General features: G+C 65.8%; 17 protein-coding genes and 2 riboswitches. Of the genes, 12 read left to right on the plus strand and 5 right to left on the minus strand.

Features of this window, described 5'->3' with window-relative positions; all coding sequences use genetic code 11:
- Window positions 1-65 precede the first annotated feature (65 nt).
- The 6 genes from AC1D2F_RS21680 (at window position 66) to AC1D2F_RS21705 (ending at window position 7,204) form a co-directional block, all read left to right on the plus strand.
- Window positions 66-1,568, plus strand: coding sequence for an aldehyde dehydrogenase family protein (locus AC1D2F_RS21680; protein ID WP_476967678.1), 1,503 nt, complete (start codon window positions 66-68; stop codon window positions 1,566-1,568).
- 28 nt (window positions 1,569-1,596) lie between these two features.
- Entirely contained in the window at window positions 1,597-2,892 is a 1,296-nt protein-coding gene (locus tag AC1D2F_RS21685; RefSeq protein WP_364746245.1) for a D-arabinono-1,4-lactone oxidase, read from the plus strand.
- Window positions 2,893-2,945: 53 nt separating this feature from the next.
- Window positions 2,946-3,704, plus strand: a complete 759-nt coding sequence (locus AC1D2F_RS21690; RefSeq protein WP_476967679.1) for an SDR family NAD(P)-dependent oxidoreductase — start codon at window positions 2,946-2,948, stop codon at window positions 3,702-3,704.
- 38 nt (window positions 3,705-3,742) lie between these two features.
- A complete protein-coding gene (locus AC1D2F_RS21695) occupies window positions 3,743-4,666 on the plus strand; it encodes an NAD-dependent epimerase/dehydratase family protein (protein WP_476967680.1) in 924 nt (307 codons plus the stop codon).
- On the plus strand, window positions 4,656-5,540 hold the full coding sequence (locus AC1D2F_RS21700; RefSeq protein ID WP_364746251.1) for a polysaccharide deacetylase family protein: 885 nt from the start codon (window positions 4,656-4,658) through the stop codon (window positions 5,538-5,540). The genes AC1D2F_RS21695 and AC1D2F_RS21700 overlap by 11 nt, the downstream gene beginning before the upstream one ends.
- A 254-nt stretch (window positions 5,541-5,794) precedes the next feature.
- Window positions 5,795-7,204 carry an APC family permease gene (locus AC1D2F_RS21705; protein ID WP_476967683.1) on the plus strand — a complete coding sequence of 470 codons (1,410 nt, stop codon included), beginning with the start codon at window positions 5,795-5,797 and terminating at the stop codon, window positions 7,202-7,204.
- A gap of 125 nt (window positions 7,205-7,329) precedes the next feature.
- Here AC1D2F_RS21705 and AC1D2F_RS21710 read toward each other — a convergent pair whose 3' ends face one another.
- Genes AC1D2F_RS21710 through AC1D2F_RS21720 form a run of 3 tightly spaced genes read right to left on the minus strand, consistent with a single transcriptional unit; the run spans window position 7,330 to window position 11,023 of the window.
- A complete protein-coding gene (locus AC1D2F_RS21710; protein ID WP_229995861.1) occupies window positions 7,330-8,901 on the minus strand; it encodes an APC family permease in 1,572 nt (523 codons plus the stop codon).
- Window positions 8,898-9,941 (minus strand): agmatine deiminase family protein, encoded by a 1,044-nt coding sequence (locus tag AC1D2F_RS21715; RefSeq protein WP_476967681.1) that lies wholly within the window; start codon window positions 9,939-9,941, stop codon window positions 8,898-8,900. The genes AC1D2F_RS21710 and AC1D2F_RS21715 overlap by 4 nt, the downstream gene beginning before the upstream one ends.
- Complete coding sequence (locus AC1D2F_RS21720; protein WP_364746260.1) at window positions 9,938-11,023, minus strand: nitrilase-related carbon-nitrogen hydrolase; 1,086 nt, start codon at window positions 11,021-11,023, stop codon at window positions 9,938-9,940. Before AC1D2F_RS21720 ends, AC1D2F_RS21715 begins: the two co-directional genes overlap by 4 nt.
- Before the next feature lie 222 nt (window positions 11,024-11,245).
- Between AC1D2F_RS21720 and AC1D2F_RS21725 the strand changes: the two genes are divergently transcribed.
- The 3 genes from AC1D2F_RS21725 (at window position 11,246) to AC1D2F_RS21735 (ending at window position 13,090) form a co-directional block, all read left to right on the plus strand.
- Entirely contained in the window at window positions 11,246-11,740 is a 495-nt protein-coding gene (locus AC1D2F_RS21725; protein WP_364746263.1) for a GyrI-like domain-containing protein, read from the plus strand.
- Between the two features lie 181 nt (window positions 11,741-11,921).
- Window positions 11,922-12,224 carry a DUF4193 domain-containing protein gene (locus AC1D2F_RS21730; RefSeq protein ID WP_018775830.1) on the plus strand — a complete coding sequence of 101 codons (303 nt, stop codon included), beginning with the start codon at window positions 11,922-11,924 and terminating at the stop codon, window positions 12,222-12,224.
- A gap of 320 nt (window positions 12,225-12,544) precedes the next feature.
- Complete coding sequence (locus tag AC1D2F_RS21735; protein WP_476967684.1) at window positions 12,545-13,090, plus strand: AMIN-like domain-containing (lipo)protein; 546 nt, start codon at window positions 12,545-12,547, stop codon at window positions 13,088-13,090.
- A gap of 393 nt (window positions 13,091-13,483) precedes the next feature.
- Here AC1D2F_RS21735 and AC1D2F_RS21740 read toward each other — a convergent pair whose 3' ends face one another.
- Window positions 13,484-14,650 (minus strand): cytochrome P450, encoded by a 1,167-nt coding sequence (locus AC1D2F_RS21740; RefSeq protein ID WP_229996045.1) that lies wholly within the window; start codon window positions 14,648-14,650, stop codon window positions 13,484-13,486.
- Between the two features lie 624 nt (window positions 14,651-15,274).
- Between AC1D2F_RS21740 and AC1D2F_RS21745 the strand changes: the two genes are divergently transcribed.
- Window positions 15,275-15,754 carry a Dps family protein gene (locus AC1D2F_RS21745; RefSeq protein ID WP_229996044.1) on the plus strand — a complete coding sequence of 160 codons (480 nt, stop codon included), beginning with the start codon at window positions 15,275-15,277 and terminating at the stop codon, window positions 15,752-15,754.
- Window positions 15,755-15,835: 81 nt separating this feature from the next.
- On the opposite strand, the gene AC1D2F_RS21750 is transcribed toward AC1D2F_RS21745, so the two are convergent.
- The gene (locus tag AC1D2F_RS21750) at window positions 15,836-17,410 is read right to left on the minus strand and encodes an MFS transporter (RefSeq protein ID WP_229996043.1); all 1,575 of its coding nucleotides are present in this window, start codon (window positions 17,408-17,410) and stop codon (window positions 15,836-15,838) included.
- Between the two features lie 68 nt (window positions 17,411-17,478).
- On the opposite strand from AC1D2F_RS21750, the gene AC1D2F_RS21755 reads away from it, so the two are divergent.
- Complete coding sequence (locus AC1D2F_RS21755) at window positions 17,479-18,018, plus strand: TetR/AcrR family transcriptional regulator (RefSeq protein ID WP_364746287.1); 540 nt, start codon at window positions 17,479-17,481, stop codon at window positions 18,016-18,018.
- Window positions 18,019-18,297: 279 nt separating this feature from the next.
- Window positions 18,298-18,396: riboswitch (glycine riboswitch) on the plus strand.
- A 1-nt stretch (window position 18,397) separates the two neighbouring features.
- Window positions 18,398-18,513, plus strand: a riboswitch (glycine riboswitch).
- Window positions 18,514-18,552: 39 nt separating this feature from the next.
- A partial coding sequence (locus tag AC1D2F_RS21760; protein ID WP_476967682.1) for an aminomethyl-transferring glycine dehydrogenase occupies window positions 18,553-20,379 on the plus strand: 1,827 nt, incomplete at its 3' end.

A 20,379-nucleotide genomic window follows, 5' to 3' on the forward strand; every position in this document is an offset into this window, starting at 1 on the left:
ATACCGCCCGCCCCCAACACAAACTCCCGACGCCGAGACCGGCGCAGAAAGCAAGGCTAAGTACCATGACACTCACTGACCTCGAGCAGTTCACAGTCCGACGCACTTCCGCGGAGCAAAGCTGCGCCAGCGTTTTGCCTCCGGTGGGGCACTTCATCGGTGGAGCGTTTGTTCCCGGTTCCTCGACTCGGCTGATCGACGTCGTAGATCCCACCACAGAGCAGGTCATTGCATCGGTGCAGGCCGGCACGGCCTCGGATGTGGACGTTGCGGTTGAGGCGGCCGTGGCGGCCCAGAAGTTCTGGGGCGCCACGACCCCGAAGGAACGGTCAGAAGTGCTCTCCCTGATCGCCAACATCATTGAAACCAACCGTGAAGCATTCGAAATCATCGAGTCCGCCAACACCGGCAAACCGCGAGCGGTCGCGGAGGACGATGTCTCAAGCACCATCGACACCTTCCGATTCATGGCCGGGGCTTCCCGCACGCTGACGTCCATGGCAGGTGGCGACTACGCCACCGGGCACACCTCGGTCATCCTCAGGGAACCCGTCGGCGTCGTCGGCGTCATCACCCCGTGGAACTACCCGCTGCTGATGGCTGCGTGGAAGATCGCGCCCATCCTGGCCGCCGGAAACAGCATCGTCCTCAAGCCCTCGGAACAGACTCCGCTCTCGACGCTAAAGCTGGCAGAACTGGTCGCTGGACGCATCCCCGATGGAATTCTCAACATCGTGACGGGACAAGGCCGAACCGTTGGACAGCGGCTCGCCGAACACCCCGATGTCGCCCTTGTTGCGTTGACGGGGAGCGTCGTCAGCGGACAGGCGGTTGCGGAGACCGCGGGCCGGTCCGTCAAGCGCGTCCATCTGGAACTCGGCGGCAAGGCCCCTGTTGTGGTCTTCCCCGACGCCGACCTCCGCGCGGCCGCCGCCGGCGTGCGAAACGCCGGCTTCTGGAATGCCGGCCAGGACTGTGGCGCCGCCTGCCGCGTGCTCGTCCACGAATCCGTGGCTGAGGAGTTCACCGAACACTTGGTACGGGAAGTCGGCACGCTCGTCGTCGGCGCCCCGGGCGCAGGGGACGACGTCGAAATCGGTCCCATGATTTCGCGCCCGCACTTCGACCGCGTGAAGGAAGCGCTCGCGGAGGCAAAGGCTGCCGGTCTTCAGGTGGCCATCGGGGGCTCGGCCCTGGAAGGCCCCGGCTACTTCATTGAACCCACAGTGATCAGCGACGTACCGGCAGGGGCGCATATTGCTACCCACGAAATCTTCGGTCCCGTCGTCACCGTCGAGTCCTTCAGCTCCACTGAAGAGGCCATTACTCGGGCCAACGAGAGCCCCTACGGCCTTTCCGCCTCGGTATGGACGCGGGATTCGAGCCTCTCGCTCAGCGTTCCGAAGAAACTCGATTTCGGCACCGTCTGGGTCAATTCCCACCTGGTGCTGGCCTGCGAGGTTCCGTGGGGCGGATTCAAGGGATCCGGCTACGGCCGCGACCTCTCGCTGTATGCCCTGGACGATTACTCCCGGACCAAGCACGTCATGATCAACCACGGCGCATGAGCGTTAAGACCAGGAACGGAGCTCAGCTATGACCACCATGAATCATCCCCACTCGGCGTCGTCGGCGCGCGCCGCAACCCCGTCCGCTCCCTTCGGAACAGACGTAACGTGGACCAACTGGGGCGGAAACCAGAGCGCCACGCCGGCCTTCACCGTCCGGCCGCGGAACGAACAGGAAGCGCTCGACGCCGTCCGGTTCGCCATCCGCGAAGGCCTGCCCGTGCGCGCAGTCGGCTCAGGGCATTCGTCCTCACCGCTGGTCCAGACGGGCGGCGTCCTGATGGACATGTCCGCACTCTCGGCCATCACCGGAACCGACCTCATGCGGCGCCGTGCGCGGGCCCTGGCCGGCACAACCATCAACGCCTTTGGCGATCCGCTGTGGGAGCAGGGGCTGGCACTGGGCAACCAGGGCGACATCGACAAGCAGCAGATCGCCGGGGCACTCGCGACCAGCACCCACGGCTCCGGAAAAAACCTGGGCAGCTTCTCATCAGCCCTGCGTTGGGTCAGACTGATCAACGGCTACGGCGAAATCGTCGAAATCGGTGAAGGCCAGCTCCGCGAACTCAGGGCCGCCCAGGTCGCCTTGGGGACGCTCGGGATTTTCCTCGAGGTAGAACTGGCGGTCGAGGACCGCTATTACCTGCAGGAGGAGATTACCTATCCCACGTGGGCGGAGACCGCGGCAACCTGGCAGGCCGACATCGACGGGAACCGGCACTACTCCTTCCTCTGGTGCCCGGACGACGATTCATGCGAACTCCTGGACCTGCCCGGTTCGCCTGGTCAGGGCATGGCGAACCGCAGCTACACCAAGCGGTACAACATCGCCCAGGTCAAGGACGAGCGTGAAATTTCCCGCACGGAGGGTGCCCGGCTGGACCGGTCGTACCGCATCTACCCGGGCGGATTCACCACACCGTTCCATGAACTCGAGTACTTCGTTCCCAGCGAACATGGCTTGGAGGCCGTCGAGGCTGTCCAGGACCTGATCCGCACCAAGCACTCCGACCAGAAGTACCCCGTTGAGGTCCGCTGGGTGAAAGCCGACGAAGGTTACATGTCCCAGTTCCAAGGGCGCGACACCACCGTCATTACCCTGACCACCGAACCGGGGACCGACTACTGGCCCTTCTTCCGGGATGCGGATGCGGTGCTGCAGGAATTCGAGCCACGGGCACACTGGGGCAAGATCCATTTCATGACGCGGAGCCGCTTGGAGCGTCTCTACCCGGAGTTGGACACCTTCATCCAGATACGCCGGGAGTTCGACCCCCGCGGCATGTTCCTTAACGACCACACCCGTGCGCTCGTTGGCTAAATCAGCCTTCTAGGCTGCGCCTGCCGTGCCACAACCAATGGGGAAGAGAAGACATGAGCCATTTTCAGGACAAGGCCTACCTTGTCACCGGAGCCAGCTCCGGCATCGGTCTCGCGACCACTCGGGCGCTTCTGGCGCAGGGGGCAAAGGTTGCGGCAGTTGGGCTCCCGGACCGTCTGCTTGAAGACGCAAAACGCCAACTCTCGGGCGCTGTGATCTTCCTTGAGGCCGACGTCTCTGAGTCACAACCGGTCGATAGCGCCTTCGCCCAGGCGGAAGCTGAACTCGGACCACTGAGCGGAGCGTTCAACTCCGCAGGAATCTCCAGTGTTGCGCCCATCGCCGAAACGTCCGATGAGCTGTGGCAGAGACTGGTCCGGGTGAACTTGACCGGCACATTCCACTTCGCCAGGGCAGCGGCGCGAACGCTCTCAGCCAACGGCGGTGGATCGCTCGTCTGCACCGCCAGCGAGCTATCACTCGTCGGCCAGGCTGGCTACACCGCATACACCGCGACCAAGGGCGGTGTCCTGTCGATGATGCGGTCACTGGCCGCCGAACTCGCACCTGCCGGCGTCCGGGTCAACGCCCTGTCGCCGGGGACGACAGATACTCCGATGCTTGCGGCCGAGTTCGCGAACGAAGAAGAACGCGCCAGGGACGAAGCGTCCGTACCGCTTGGCCGATTCGCCCTGGCCGAGGAGATTGCTGCGGCGGCGCTGTGGCTGTTGGGCCCTGAATCCTCATATGTCACGGGAACAAACCTTGTTGTCGACGGTGGTCGAACCACGACGTTCCCGCTCGGACATTGAATCCCACACCTAACTCTCGTACTGAAAGGCAAAATCACATGAGCTCTGTCCTGGTCACAGGTGGTGCCGGATTCACGGGACGCCACATAGTCAACGAACTTGCCGACGCCGGCCATCAAACGGTCAGCTACAACCGGGACTTCCTCGACGCGCCACGCCCCGACGTCGTGTCCGTTCAGGGCGAGCTGTTCGATATCCCCCGCCTCCTCGAGGTATTCAAGGAACACGACGTGGACACCATCGTCCACACCGCAGCCATCTCCCACCCGACCTATTCCTTGAGCTTTCCCCTGGCAACCTTTGCTGCCAACGTCGAGGGAACGGTGGCGGTTTTCGAGGCGGCTCGACTCCACGGCGTCAAACGGATCATCTTCTTCTCGTCCGAGTGCGTGTACGGAAAGACCTCAGCACCTGTGGTTCTCGAATCGGAGCCCGTAAATCCGACGACGCCGTACGCCGTGACGAAGGTCACCGGGGAATGGCTCGGACAGGTCTACGGCGACAGGTATGGAATCGACGTCATCTCCCTGCGCATCGGCCAGGTCTACGGACCCGGCAACCGCATGGATGAGGTCATGCGGGACATTATGCGCGGCGTAGTCCGCGACGGTTCGTTCTCACAGGACCACGGGGCCGACCACCGGTACAACCTGGTCTACGTCCGCGACGTCGCTCTTGCCGTACTTGCGGCAGTCCAGGCACCGGAAACGGCCTCGGCCAGGCCCCTGGCGTACAACATCTCCGGCAGCGAGTACTGGACCCTCAGCGACGTAGTCAAAGAAGTTCGAATCGCATTCCCGGACGCCACCGTGGAGATCGGGCCAGGGACGGATCCAACCCTGGACTTGCAGGGCCATTTCAGCATCGCTTCCGCGGCCAGGGATCTAGGCTACGAATCGGCCTGGCCCCTGCAGCGGGCCCTCGGCGATTACGCAGACTGGCTCTCGGGCCATGACTTCTGACGTCGATAAGAGCGGCTGGAGGCAGGGGGCGGCATGCGTTGCGGCGTTGACGTTCGACGTCGACGCCGAGTCCCCCATCCTGGCCGCCGGCCGCCGCTACGCCGACAATGCGATGGCGATGACTCACCAGGCGTTCGGACCCAAGGTGGGCGTTCCTCGGATTCTCCAAATGTTGAAGGATGTGCAGCAGCCGGCGACGTTCTTCATTCCAGGAGTCACCGCGGAACGATATCCCCACATGGTTGAACAGGTCCTGGAATCGGGACACGAGATCGCGCACCACTCGCACACTCACCGCACCGCGGTGAACATGAGTTTCGACGACGAACGCGCCGACTTCGATCTGGCGCTTGCCGCACTCGGGCGCTTCGGCATTTCGCCAAAAGGGCATCGCGCCGCACTGTGGCAGCCCTCGTGGCAGACGCCGTCGCTGGTGGCTGAGTACGGGCTGACATACGATTCCAGCCTCATGGATGCGGACGTCCCGTATCTCATTGAAACCCCGGCGGGGACAGTTGCGGAGCTCCCTCCACATTGGAGCCTGGACGACTGGGAGCAGTATGCCTTCCTTCCGGAACCCAAGATCGGTGAAATCATCCAGTCGCCACTAGTGGTCGCTGATATGTGGATTCACGAGATCGACGCAATGCGACGTCATGGCGCGCTCTTCATGCTCACGTGCCACCCGTTCCTCACGGGACGGGCAGGACGGCTGGAGGCCCTGCGGACCGTGATCGAAACGGCGCTGGAACGGGGCGACGTCCGCTTCTCGACATGCGAAGCGCTCGCGGACGCGGCTCTCGGTGACCCTGCATTGATCGCCGAGCCCCTCAACCCTGTCACAGCGTCCGCGGAGCTGTACCCGGACTACTGAACGCCGGACTGCTGAACGCCGGACTGCTGAACCCGGCGGCACGGCGAACATTGGTGACCCCAAAACACAACAGGCCAAGGGCGAAGCCCATGGCCGCGCTTCAGCCACGCCCGCAGCTCGTTGTGAAGCTTCACCCCTAAGACCGTCCCAGCGAAAGAAGGCTCATTGCAATGAACTCCCCGTCCCAGCTGTTGTCGGATGCACCTGGTCCACCGCAGACCCCTAATCCTGAATCCCTCCAACTCAAACGGGAGATGGGGTTCTGGTCCTCCTTCTCCTTGGCGTTTGCCTTCATGTCGCCAATCATCGGCTTGTACGGAGTATTTGGCTTGGCTCTGATGGCCGCAGGGCCGGCCTTCTGGTGGGGTCTGTTGGTTGTCCTCTTGGGCCAGGCCCTGGTAGCGGCTGTACTTGCCGAGCTCGCTTCGCGTTGGCCTGTTGCCGGCGGGGTCTGCCTTTGGTCCAGGTCCCTTCTCGGGCACACCTACAGCTGGTACGCAGGATGGGCCTACATCTGGACCCTCATCATCACAGTTGCCGCTGTAGCCTTCGGTGGAGGCACATTTCTGGCCTCACTGTTCGGCATCGAACAGCCTGACACCACAACGAAAATCATGCTGGGCGCCGTTATCTTGTTGGTCAGTACGATTGCCAACTCCGCCGGCAGGAAATGGCTGAGTCTGCTGGTGACTGTGAGCATCGTGTGCGAGGTCATCGCCAGCCTGGGGGTCGGGTTGGTACTGATCATCTTCCATCGCCGAAATTCCCTCAGCACGATTCTGGACTCCTTCGGATCCGCGCCAGACACCACCGCGTATGTCTTTGGGCCTTTTATGGCGGCCGTGGCAATTATCGGATGGTCGTTTGTGGGATTTGAGAGTGCGGGCGCCATAGCCGAGGAAGTCCGGTCACCCGAACGCAGAGTGCCGCGGGCTGTACTGACGTCCCTGGTCACGGTGGCATCTGTCATCACGTTTTCGTGCCTGGCCCTGCTCCTCGCAATCCCGGATATTGGTGCCGCCATGTCGGGGGCAGACCCGGACCCGATTACCACAACCCTCACTGCCAATCTTGGCGAGGGAATCACCAAACCGCTCCTGGTGACCATCGTCCTGGGATTTATCGCAGGGACAGTGGCGCTGCAGGCAGCTGTCTCACGATCAATTTTCGCATTCGCCCGGCTGGACGCCCTGCCTGCGGCCAAGGTTCTGAGGCGCCTCAGCAAGACCGACCGGCTGCCCATCAACGCACTCTTAGTCTCTGCGGTCGCTTCAATGATTATTCTTGCCCTGTCGGCATCACAGGTGTACGGCGCCCTCATTGCCTTCGCGACGGCCGGCTTCTACGTGGCATTCCTCTTTCCAGTGCTGGCCGCCCTGGTGGTTCGGCTGAAAGGGGCGTGGAAGGCCGGACCCTTCAGCCTGGGAGTTTTTGGCACAGTAGTGAACGTGGCCGCGCTGCTGTGGTTGGGCTTTGAGGTCGTCAATATCGCCTGGCCGCGACAGCCAGAAGCGCCCTGGTACCAAAACTACGCAGTAATTGTGGTTTTCGTGATCCTTGGCCTGGCGGGATTCGTGGTCGAGAAGCGCCTGCGTCGACGCAATAGCGGCACTTTGGCGGCGGAGGCAGAGCCAGAGCCGGAACTGTTGAAAGTCGGCCCGTGAGCGCCGCCCAGCAAGAAGTTTGCCTTTAGTCCCAATCAATAAGTGCAAGGCGCCACCGACAGCAAACGCACGGCTTTGCCCCGCGGCAGGGGGCAAAGCCGTGCGCCGTCCATTGGCGCTGGCGGCTACTCGGGAACCACCAGGGCGGGGGTGTCCTTCCGGATGGTCTCGCCCCGGAAGAAGCCCGGATGCAGCTTCGCGGTCACCAGCATCACCACGACGCCGAGGGCGAGGATGCCGATGCCCAGGATGAACACCAGGCCCACGCCGAAGACCTCGGAGCCGCTGCCGAACTCCGGCGCCCAGCTGTCCACGGCGGTCTGGAAGAAGACCACGGTGAGGACCAGGCCGCCCAGGACCGGGAACAGCAGCCGCATGAAGAAGTTACGGACGCTGGAGAACAGGCTGTGCCGGAAGTACCACGTGCAGGCGAACGCCGTCAGGGCGTAGTAGAAGCAGATCATCAGGCCAAGGGCCATGATGGTGTCGTTGAGGACGTTTTCGCTGACCACCTTCATGACGGCGTAGAAGCCGCCGGACAGCAGGCCCGCAACCACCGTGGCGTAGCCGGGGGATCCGAAGCGCTTGCTGACGGACGCGAAGCGCGGCGGCAGTGCCCCGTAGTGCCCCATCGCCAGCAGGCTCCGGGCGGGGGAGGCCATGGTGGACTGGAGGGAGGACGCGGTGCCGGAGAGCACGGCCAGGGACATCAGGATGGCCAGCGGGCCCATGACGGGGGAGGCCAGTGCGGCAAAGACATTCGCTTGGTTGTCCGGGTTGTTCAAACCAATGCCGTCGGCGCCGGTGCCGGCCACCATCATGGTGGCCACGATCACGGCGAGGTAGAGGGCCAGGACGGCCACCGCCGTCGTCGTTCCTGCCCGCCCGGCGGTGCCCCTGCCTCCCTTGGTTTCCTCGTTCACAGTGAGGCAGACGTCCCAGCCCCAGTAGACGAAGACGGCCAGTGACATGCCGGCGGTGAACTGCTCGAAGCTCTCGATTTTCGCCGGGTTGAACCAGTCCCAGCTGAACGCGATCGCGGTGCCCGAGTCACCCGAGGCTGCGTGGCTAAGCGCCATGATGATGAAGACGGCCAGGACCAGCACCTGGAAGCCGACCATGCTGTACTGCACGAGCTTGGTGGCGTGCAGGCCGCGGTAGCTGACCCAGACGGCCAATGCCACAAACACCAGGCAGGTCACAATGTTCACGGCCGTGTTCGAGGTCAGGTCCGCGAGTTCAGGGTTGTTGAACACCTGGGCCAGGAAGAGATAGAAGAAGTCCACCGCGACGCCGGCCAGGTTGGACAGGACGATGATGTTGGCGGCCAGCAGCCCCCAGCCGCCCATCCAGCCGACAAACGGGCCGAATGCCTTCGTTGCCCACGTGAAGGTGGTGCCGCTGTCCGGGGAGTCGGCGTTGAGCTCGCGGTAGGCGAACGCCACGAGGATCATGGGGATGAACGCGACGATGAAGATCGCCGGCAGCTGCACGCCCACGGCGCCGACGGCCGGTCCCAGCGAACTGGTCAGGCTGTAGGCGGGCGCCACGGAGGAGATGCCCAGGACCACGACGGCGAGCAGGCCAAGCTGCCCGCCCTTGAGCCCCTTGCCCGTGATGCCGTGCTTCGAGCCGGCGGGATCGACTGCGCCGTGGGCGGTGGTGGTGCCGTCTTCGCGGCCGATTGTCTGACTCATGGCTGACCTGTCTTGTGGGAGGCGGACGGTTGCTGTTGGGTGATGCAGTGGATGCCGCCGCCGCAGGCGAAGAGCTGGCGGGCGTCGATGCCCACCACTTTGCGGCCGGGGTAGGCGTCGCCGAGGATGCGCAAGGCTTTTTCGTCCATCGGGTCGCCGAACGTGCAGGCGATGACGCCGCCATTGACCACCAGATGGTTGATGTAGCTGTAGTCGACGAAGCCGTCCTCGTCGGTCAGGGTTTCCGGGGCGGGGACCTCGATGATGGTCCATTCGCGGCCGGCCGCGTCGCGGGTGGTGGCGAGGTGGCTGATGATGTCCCGGCTGACCTCGAAGTCGGGGTGTGCCGGGTTCTGCTGGGAGTGGACCAGCAAGGTGCCCGGAGACGGGATGGCCGCGACGATGTCGACGTGGCCGCGCGTGCCGAACCGTTCCGAATCCCGGGTCAGCCCGCGGGGAAGCCAGATCACGTGGCTGGTGCCCAGGGTCCGGGCCAGTTCGGCCTCGACGTCGGCCTTGCTGAGCCCCGGGTTCCGGCCCGGATCCAGTTGCACCGTCTCGGTGACGAGGACCGTTCCTTCGCCGTCGACGTGGATGCCGCCGCCCTCGTTCACCAGGGGCGAGACGAGGTGGCTGGCCCCCGAGCGTGCCGCGACGGCAGCTGCCACGAGCGAGTCCTTGTCCCAGGCCGCCCAGCCCTGGCCGCCCCAGCCGTTGAACACCCAGTCCACGGCGCCGAGCCGGCCGCCGTCGTCCAGGACGAACGTGGGGCCGATGTCCCGCATCCAGGCGTCGTTCAAGGCGGCGGTGACCACCTCGATGTCCGGGTGGAGGTAGCGGGCGGCGGTCTCCACATCCGCCGGCGCCACCAGCATGGTGACCGGTTCGAATTCCACAACGGCGTTCGCGACGGCGGCCCAGACGGAGCGGGCGGCGTGGGCTTCTGCCTCTGTTTCGCCCAGGGTGTAGCCGCCGGTGGGGAACGCCATCCAGACACGGTCCTGGGGTGCCGTTTCGGACGGCATCCGCCAGGCGCTCATGCCGTGACCTTCTGCGCAGTGGCCTCATACGCGGTGGCCTCATACGCAGTGGGCTCATAGGCGTCGAGGCCGAGCGGGGCATCGGCGCGTACCGGTTCGGTCAGCCGCGCGTAGGTGTCCGGGCGGCGCGTGGCCAGGAAGGGAAAGAGCGTGAGCCAGTCACGGCGCTGGTCGAGGTCGAGGTCCGCCACTATCACCGCGGATTCGTCCCGTGGTGCCTGCGCGAGGATCCGGCCGTAGGGATCGGAGATGAAGGAGGAGCCGTAGAAGTTCAGGGTGCCTTCGCTGCCGCAGCGGTTGGGGACCACCATGAACAGCCCGTTGGCAATGCCGTTGCCCACAATGACCTGTTGCCACAACGGCTGGGTGTCGAAGTCCGGGTGGTCCGGCTCGGAGCCGATGGCGGTGGGGTAGACCAGGAGTTCTGCCCCGCCGAGGGAGTAAATCCGCGCCAACTCCGGGAACCATTCGTCCCAGCAGGTGGGCATGCCCAACCGTGCGCCGCCGAGCTCGGCGGGGGAATGGACCTCGTAAGCATCGTCGCCGTCCGGGCCCTGGCGGAAGAATTTGTCCTCGTAGTAGCCGGCTGTGACGGGGATGTGCAGCTTGTGCGTGCGTGCCAGCAGTTCGCCTTCGGGGGAGACCAGGATGGCAGTGTTCAGGCCCAGGCCGTCGTCGGAACCGTCCGGGTTCTCCGCCTTCTGGTACAGCGAAGCGTGGACGCAGATTCCGTGCCGGCGGGCCGCGTCCGCCGCGAACCGGAACGTGGGGCCGGTGAACAGGTCCTCGGCGATGTCCGAGGGCCGCGGGCGCGGGGCCCCGGCCCGGGTGGTGTCGTTTTCGGGAAGCGTATCCGCGGGGTACCGGGACAGTGTGAGCTCGGGCAGGAAGACGACGGCGGCTCCCAACCGGGCGGCCCGCCCGATGCCTTCGTCCAGTTCCGCGTGCAGGGCCGCGGCGTCAGGATGCCAGCGGTGCTGTACGACGCCGACCCGCAGTGCTGGCCGGCTGGACGATGCACTTCGGGACGACGTGGTGCGGGCGAGGGAGGGCGGGGTGTCGAGGGACGTGATTTCGATCATGGCTACTCCAGTGAGACGGGCGTCACATAAATGAACGTTGTTCATTTAGTATTTAGGCGATGGTCGCGCCGGGCAAGGCCTAATATGAATAAAGTTCATTTATTTATTCGCGGTAGTACGTGCGCCGAGTCCGGACGTGCGGGCGAACACGCCGCAGGCCGCTCCGTGGGCGCGGGCCGTAAGGCCCTAGACCGCGGATTGGGCGCGGCAGAGTCTGGGCGTATGACTCCAACGAACCCCGGGGCGGCTCCGGACATCAAGCCCGCCCAACTCAAGGAACAGCCGACTGCAGTGGTGCGTGAGACTGTCCCGATGAATGCGCTGCGCGACTTTTTCGGCCGTGCCTTCGGCGCCGTCATGGGTGCGGTGCAGGATCAGCATGTCCAATTGGCCGGACCCCCGTTCGCGCTGTACCGGGGCAAACCGACCGACGTCGTCGACGTGGAGGCGGGGTTCCCTCTCGCCGCACCTTTCACGAACCCAAGCGGCGCGGACACTGAGGTCATCGCCGGGGCACTCCCCGCAGGCCGGGCCTACGAGGCGATGCACATCGGGCCCTACGAATCACTGCAGCAGACCTACGGCGCGATCATGGCGCGGATGCGGCAGGACGGTGCGAGCCCCGGGGAAGCCATGTGGGAGTACTACCTCACCGATCCCGGTGCCGAGCCCGACCCGGCGAAGTGGCAGACGCTGGTGGTCTGGCCGGTCGCCTGAACTGCCCACCGCGGGCCGCGGACGCGGGGCGTCCCGGGGCCGCCGACCCGGGCTTCCGCGCCCCGTCCGACTCATTGTGTCTGATTGGCCACACTATTCCTCAACTCCATGCATAATGTCCTAAACTGCTTCACTGAGGTGCCTGAAATGGCGCTGCGCAGCAACGAAAGTGAACCCCGATATGGCTACCGATTACGACGCCCCACGTAAGACAGAAGAAGAGTCTCCCGCTGAGTCGCTGGAGGCCCTGCAGGCGTCCCGCGGCGGCGGCGCGCAGACTGCTGTGATCGACGTCGACGAGAACGACACCGCTGAAGGCATCGATCTTCCGGGTGCGGACCTGTCCGGCGAAGAGCTGACGGTCATTGTTGTACCGGAGCAGTCCGATGAATTCACCTGCTCCTCCTGCTTCCTGGTCCGGCACAGGTCCCAGGTGGCCCTTGAAAAGAACGGCATGAAGTACTGCCGCGACTGCGAAGGCTAAGAATTTTTCAGCAACACCAAGGCCGCACGAAGCGCCGGACCCTCGGGGGTGCCGGCGCTTCGCCGTTCCTGGCGTGGCCCGCGGCTGCCGGCGTTATCTGTTCGTGAAGGAACCTGGCGGGATGTGTCCGTGCAATCCGTCCGTGACCAGCAACGGGCCACTTTAACGGTTGGGCGCCGAAACGGATGAGGACCTCGCCCGCCGGTTCGGGGCCGCCTACGCTGGAAGCGTCTGACCTGCGCTGACTGTTTGGCCAGCAAGGGCTCGGGCAGCACCAGGGGGTGGCGGGGTTGAAGAGGACCCAGTTGAAGAAGACCCAGTTGAAGAAGATCCACGCTTTGCTCGCGGCAGTGCTGATGGCCGCCGGTCTCGGGGTGCTTGCGCCGGCTCCGGCAGCCGCGGACCCGTACTGCGGCCTGGTCTGGGGTTCGCTGGTCAAAACGGATCCGGCCATGAGCCAGGCCAAGGTGGTGAATGTGCGGACCGGTCAGCATTACTGTTTTGACCGGCTGGTCATCGACCTCAACGGCCCCGTGGCCGGCTACGCCGTCCGCTACGTGCCCGAGGTGGTGCAGGACGGGTCCGGCCTGCCGATCCCGCTGCGGGGCCAGGCCTTCATCCAGCTCACGGTCAATGCGCCCGCATACGACGACGCCGGCAATCCCACCTACAACCCGGCGAACAAGGGCGAACTGGCGGACGTGACCGGTTACCAGACGTTCCGGCAAGTGGCGTGGGCGGGCAGCTTCGAAGGGTACAGCAGCCTGGGCCTGGGGGTCCGCGCGCGGCTGCCGTTCCGGGTCCTGTCCCTGTCCGGGCCGGGCACCGGGTCACGGCTAGTGGTGGACGTGGCGCACTTCTGGTGATGGCCGGGGCGGCAGAGCAACGCGGCGCGTTGCGCGACTTGCGAACTCAAGGCCTTTGGTGGCATCACGGTGGATCAGGAGCATTTCGTGCGCTGCGACCAATGCGCTGCGCTCTTGCCGATGATGCAGTTGTCCACCTCGCCAACCCGCGTACTTTTTCGACTGACAGGACAGTTGGGCGTGCGAGCAGCCCATTCCTGGGCAGTTCGACTCCTAGGTGGTTCGACGCGCTCGGAGCGAGGTGCCCCTAGGTGTCGAAATGGACCGGAGGCACACCCTTCCGGTGGAAACGCTAGCGCCCCGCGTTGCCCTATCAGTTACGGCTGTCATTCGGACGGCAAAGTCAATCCGTAGCAGCCACAACTGATAGGGCAACGGAGGCGGCGCTCGCCGTCAGGCAGCCAGCCAGGACACGGGAAGCTGTTTCACTCCGTAGACGATCGTGCTTTCCATCCGCTCCAGCTGCGCCCCGGGTCGCACGGCCAAGCCGGGCAGCCGGGAGAGCACGGCCTGCAGCGCGATCCTGGCCTCGAGCCGGGCCAGGGGAGCGCCGAGGCAGAAGTGGATGCCCTGGCCGAAGGCGAGGTGACGGTTCGGTGAGCGTCCGACGTCGAACACGTCAGGGTGCGGGAACTGCTCCGCGTCACGGTTCGCCGAGCCGATCCACGCCACGATCGGCGACCCCGCAGGGATCGGCAGGCCCCGCACGGTCGTGTCGACGGCGGAGATCCGGTACATGGACTGGACGGGGGAGCGGTAGCGCAGCACCTCTTCGATCGCCTGCGGGAGCAGGGCAGGCTCGGCGATGAGGCGTTCCGCCGTGCCCGGCGCTTCGGTGAAGCACAGCACCGCATTGCCGATCAGGTTCGTGGTGGTCTCGTTGCCGGCAACGAGCAGAAGGGCGCAGAATCCGAGCAGCTCGATGGCGCTGAGCTTCTGCCCGTCGATCTCGGCCGCGAGGAGCGCGCTGATGAGGTCATGGCCCGGCTGGCGCCGCCGCTGCTCGATCATGCCCATGAAGTACTCCGCCATTTCCCGGTGTGCGGCCATGTGGCCGGACTCGTCGGCGCCGGGGCGGGTCTGGCTCACGATCACGTCGGACCACTGCTTGAACCGGTCCCGGTCCGCGGCCGGGATGCCCATCAGCTCCGCGATGACGATGACCGGCAGCGGATAGGCCAGCTGGTCGATCAGGTCCGCGGAACCGGCAGCAACTACCGGGTCCAGCAACTCGTCGGTGAGTTCCGAGATGCGCGGGCCGAGCGCTTCCACTGACCGTGGCGTGAACGCCTGGGACACCAGGGAACGCAACTGGCGGTGCCTGGGCGGGTCCGTGTTGATCAGGCTGGCGGCGAAGAGCTGGCCCGTTTCGGAGGGGTTGTCCCCGCCGATCCGGGAAGAAAACGTGGCGTGCTCGGACAGGACCCGCTGCACGTCATCGTAGCGGAACACATGCCACACCCCGGTCTCCTGATCCTGGAAAACGGGTTCACTGTCCCGCATGGCTTCATAGCGGGGAAACGGGTTCAACGGCTGCTCCAGAGCGGGAAATGGCACCATGGCTGGCCTTCCTGACGAGGCGGACGGCCGTCGTTTCCTGGCAATGGACCAACTGCAAGGGACGAACTGCAACAGAGCAGGCGTCCAACGGGGCGGGCCGCGTGGCCCCGTCAGCTCCCACCCTAATACCGCGCAACAGCCTTGGCATGGGGATTCTGGCCCACGTCGGCCGCCCCTGCGGAACCGGCCCGTCACCACGGCGCCTAACGAAGCGGCCGGTCCTGCCGACGGTACGGAGGAGAACACCCCGGCTTTCCGCTAAACGTGGTCCGGACTGACGCCCCCTACGACGACGGCGCAGGCCTGTCGGCGTTGTTCGCAGGAAAGCATTGACCAGATGGTCCGCTGCGCCGAAGAGACCCGCAGGGAGGTCCTGCTGTCCCGCGAAGAGGGGGCAGACAGCGTCAAGAATCTCTCCCTCGCCCGTGCCTAACGGAACATAGGAACGGGGCAGTCTCAGCTTCCCGAAACGGTTAGTAAGCCGACTTAGTAAGCTGACCGAGAAATTCCTCCCCGAACCGTCGCGGCCCGTCGCTGCCCTGCGGTAGCGTCGGAAGCATCGGCCGCGGTGCCAGCAAATGGTGCGCGCGGCCCGCACGGTACCGGTTCTATTGAGGAGGATGCATGAAAGCGACACCTACACTGACGGCCAACCTGCAGGCGGTCCTAGTGGACCTGATCGAACTCCACGTTCAGGGCAAGCAGGCGCATTGGAACATCGTCGGGACTAACTTCCGGGACCTCCACCTCCAGCTGGACGAGATCGTCGACGCCGCCCGGGAGTTCGCGGACGATCTCGCCGAGCGCATGCGCGCCCTCCACGCCCTGCCGGACGGCCGCAGTTCCACGGTTTCCAAGTCCACCGCACTCGCCGAGTTCCCCGCGGGCCTGATCAACACGAAGGACGCCATCGAACGGATTGTCGCGGCCCTCGAGGCGGCCGTCGGCACGATGCGCAAAGTTCACGATGAAGTTGATGAGGAAGACCCCACCACCGCCGACCTCCTGCACGCCTTCATTGCCAAGCTTGAGCAGTATGCCTGGATGGTGAATGCCGAGACCATGCGGGCAAACGCCAGCGTGACCACTCCGGAGGACAAGTAGGGACCGGCTCCCACCGGTCCGACCCTAAACCAGCAGCGTCCGGCGCCGGATTTCTTCCGGCGCAGGACGCTGCTGTCCAAGCTATTTGGCCTTCGGCACCGTCCGCAGGACAATGGCGGCGAGGACGCAGGCCCCGGTCATCAGGACCAGCGCGATTGACGCCGTGACGTGGACGCCGGAGTCGAACGCCGTGCGCGCGGCAGCCGTCACTGCCTCCGCCAGGGGAGCCGGAAGCATGTGGGCGAGCTCCACCGCGCCGGCGAGGGTTTCACCCGCCTGGCTGGTGGCCTCTGCCGGGACGAGCCCGGACACCCCCTCGGGGAGCCGGAGGTTGCCCTGATAGGAAGCCGTCAGGATCGAGCCGAGGATCGCCGTGCCCAGCAGAGACCCCACTTCATAGCCGGTCTCGGAGATGGCGGCGGCGGCCCCCGACTTGTCGGCAGGCGCCGCACCCAGGATCAGGTCATTGGAAATCGTCTCCGCGGCGCCCACCCCCAGGCAGAGAACCAGCAGCGCGGCCAGGAGCAGAGACGGGCCATGGCTGTGGTCGCCGAACGCCACCAGGAAATAGCCCGCCGCGCTCAGCAGCAGCCCGCCGGCCACAACAAAGCCTGGCCGCACCTTGCGCACCAGCGGGACCACGAGCAGCCCCGCCACGACAGTGGCGATGAGGGCCGGGACCATGGCGACTCCGGAAGCCGAGGGGGACTGGCCCTCGACCAGCTGCAGGTGCTGTGCCAGGAACAGGATGAAGCCGTTGAAGGAGAACAGCGCCAGGACGTTGGCGATGATGGCCGTGCTGAAGATCCGGTTGCCAAAGAGGCTGACATCGAGCATCGGCGCCGTACCTTCCCCGCGGGCAAGTGCCCGCTGCCGCCGGATGAACACGTAGCCCATGAGCAGGCCGGCTCCAATGCTCGCGAAGGCCTCTGGTGCGGGCCCGTGGGTGGCGAGGGTTTTGATCCCGTAGACGACCGGCACCATGACCAGCAGGGACAGGACAATGCTGGGCACGTCCACGCGGCCGGGGTTCGGGTCGCGGGATTCCGGTATCAGCGCCGGACCGAGCACCAGGAGAGGAAGGATGATCGGCACTGCGACCAGCAGGACGGCGCCCCACCAGAAGTGTTCCACCAGCCAGCCGCCGGCAATCGGGCCGAGGGCGGCGCCGCCGGAGAAGCCGGCGGCCCAGATCGCCACGGCCAGCCTGCGCCGGTTGGGCTGCGGAAAGATATTGCGGATCAGGGAAAGAGTGGACGGCATGAGCATGGCGCCGAACAGGCCAAGCCCGGCACGGCCGGCGATCAGCCATTCGGCGCTCGGTGCGAACGCCGTCGCGGCCGAAACCGCGGCAAAACCCGCGCTGCCCACGAAGAGCAGGCGGCGCCGTCCGATCCTGTCGCCGAGGCTGCCCATAGCGACCAGCAGTCCGGCCAGGACCAAGGGATAGGCGTCGACGATCCAGAGCAGCTGGACGCCGGAAGCGGACAGGCTGGTGGCGATGGCCGGCAGGGCAAACGTCAGGGCGGTGTTGTCCACGGCCACGAGCAGGACGGGGAACATTAGCAGGGCCAGCGCCACCCAGTCGCGCCACGGTGCCCGGGGGCCGGTGGCCGCCGGGATGCTGGTGGCTGCGGTGATCGATGAAATGCTCATAGGACATAACTATACCGTCTGGACGGTACAGTTAAGAAATGAAGGGCTGGGCAGGCATGATGGGAGGCATGCCCAGGAAACCCGTCGCCCGCGAGGCCGTCCTCGATGCCTTCGAATCCCTGCTCATCGAAGTCGGTGAACGCGCCGCGACGCTGGACGCCGTCGCGCGCCGGGCCGGCGTCTCCAAGGGCGGCCTGCTCTACCACTTCCCGACCAAGGAGGCGATGATCGCGGTCCTGCTGGAACGGCTGGACCGGCATCTGGCTGCGGATGTTGCCGCCATGGCGGCGGCCCCCGAAGGGGCGGCGGCGTACTTCATTAGGTCCTCGGTGTGGGCGGACACGCCCATGGACCGGGTCTTCGTGGCGGCCACGCGGCTCGCCGAGGTGGCGCACGGGGAGACCCTCCGCCGCTTCGCCGCCGCCCAGGCGAGCTGGCTGGAACTGCTGGCGGCCGACGTCGGACCCGCCATGGCGAAGGCCGTCCTGTACATGGGGGACGGGCTGTACTTCAACGCCATGCTGGGCCGGGGCCCCGGCGGGCCGCTTCCGGAGGTCGAAGCGGACGTCGAGAGCCTGCTGGCCGCCGTCGAGAAGCTGCGCCGCTGACGCTCCCGCCCGCTCCCGCCCACCCCGCCCGCTCCCGCCCACCCCGCCCGCTCCCGCCCACCCCGCCGAACTCGCCGGAAGCGTGCGAGTTCGCCGCAAAGTTGCGGCGACCTGGCCGCTGTCCGGCGAACTCGTGTTGGCGGACGCACCCGGGGGCGGCTTGTCGCCCGTAACCTGGGTCGGCGGCTGGCAGGGAGTTTGCGGACGCGCGCCCGGCATAGGAGAATGGGAGCTGTGACTGTTGTCACCCACGATTAATCACCCAACTGAATACGCCTTTGATCTGCGGCGGGAGAGTCCTGCAAGTAGGTACAAGCAGGCGCCGTAGGAGCAAACCCTCCCCAGGAATCTCTCAGGCCCATGTACCGCCGCGGCAAGGCATCTCTGGAAAGTAGCAGGCGTGTCCCGGACATGCTGTGCTCACCGACGGTGCAAGCGGAGCCCCTGAAACGCAGGCTTCGCGGAAACTCTCAGGTCCAATACAGAGCGGGGAGGAACCCGAATCAATGTGGCGTACCCTGCGCCGCCTGAGTTATGGAGTTCCTTGTGACTGTTACCCCAGCCTCCACGTCCTTCGTTGACCGGCACATCGGCGCGCGCCGCCAGGCCGACGTCGACGCCATGCTGAAGGCTGTCGGCTACGACACCGTCGACGCCCTGGTGGACACCGCCGTTCCGAAGGACATCCGTCAGGACTCCGATCTCGCGCTCGCCGCCGCCCTCAGCGAGGTGGAAGTCCTCGCCGAGCTGCGCAAGCTGGCAGCGAAGAACAAGACCGCCGTGCAGATGATCGGGCAGGGCTACTACGACACGCTCACCCCGCCGGTGATCCGCCGCAACATCCTCGAAGCCCCGGCCTGGTACACCGCGTACACGCCGTACCAGCCGGAAATCTCCCAGGGCCGGCTCGAAGCCCTGCTGAACTTCCAGACCATGGTCCAGGACCTCGTCGGCCTGCCGATCGCCAACGCATCGCTGCTGGACGAAGCCACCGCCGTCGCCGAGGCCGTGCTGATGATGCGCCGCGCCAACAAGAACAAGACGGCGCACGACGGCAAGACCGTCCTCGACGCCGACTGCCTCCCGCAGACCATCGCGATCGTCAAGGGCCGCGCGGAAGCCCTCGGCTTCGAGGTCGAGGTCGCGGACCTCTCGAAGGGCCTGCCCGAGGGCGTCATCAACGGCGTCGTCCTGCAGCAGCCGGGCGTCTCCGGCCGCGTGTTGGACCACACCGCGGTGATCGCCGACGCCAAGGAACGCGGCGCGCTGGTCACTGTGGCCGCGGACCTCCTGGCCCTGACCCTGATCACCCCTCCGGGCGAGCAGGGTGCGGATATCGCCGTCGGCTCCGCCCAGCGCTTCGGCGTGCCGCTGTTCTTCGGCGGCCCGCACGCCGCCTACATGGCCGTGCAGAAGGGGCTGGAGCGCTCCATGCCCGGCCGCCTCGTGGGTGTCTCCAAAGACAACGCCGGCGTCCCCGCCTACCGCCTGGCCCTGCAGACCCGCGAGCAGCACATCCGCCGCGAGAAGGCCACGTCCAACATCTGCACCGCCCAGGCACTGCTGGCCATCGTGTCCTCGTTCTACGCCGTCTACCATGGCCCAGACGGGCTGAAGGCCATCGCCCAGTCGGTCCACGTCCACGCCAAGACCATCGCCGCCTCCCTGAAGGCCGCCGGGCTGGACGTGCTGCACACGTCATTCTTCGACACCATCACCGTCTCCGTGCCGGGCCGGGCGGCAGAGATCATCGCGGCCGCCGACGCCAAGGGCGTCAACCTGCGGGCCATCGACGCCGACACTGTCGGCATCTCCGCCGATGAGGCCACGACGGTGGCTATCGTCGCCGACGTCATCGCCGCGTTTGGCGCGTCGGTGACCGACACATCTGAGGGCTTCGGCCTGGACTCCGCCGTGGAGCGCACCTCCGACTACCTCCAGCACCCGGTGTTCAACACGCACCGTTCCGAAACCCAGTTGCTGCGCTACATCCGCCGCCTCTCGGACCGCGACCTCGCCCTGGACCGCACCATGATCCCGCTGGGCTCGTGCACCATGAAGCTGAACGCCACGGCCGAGATGGAAGCCATCTCCTGGCCGGAGTTCGCCTCCATCCACCCCTTCGCCCCGGACTCCCAGACCGAGGGCTGGCGCGAACTGATCGAGGACCTCGAAGCCCAGCTGACCGAGATCACGGGCTACGACCAGGTCTCCATCCAGCCCAACGCCGGATCCCAGGGCGAGCTCGCCGGCCTGCTGGCCATCCGCGGCTACCACCACTCCCGCGGAGACGAGCAGCGCAACGTCTGCCTCATCCCGGCCTCGGCCCACGGCACCAACGCCGCCTCCGCCGTGCTCGCC

It is taken from the genome of Arthrobacter sp. P1_B3, from assembly GCF_056406615.1.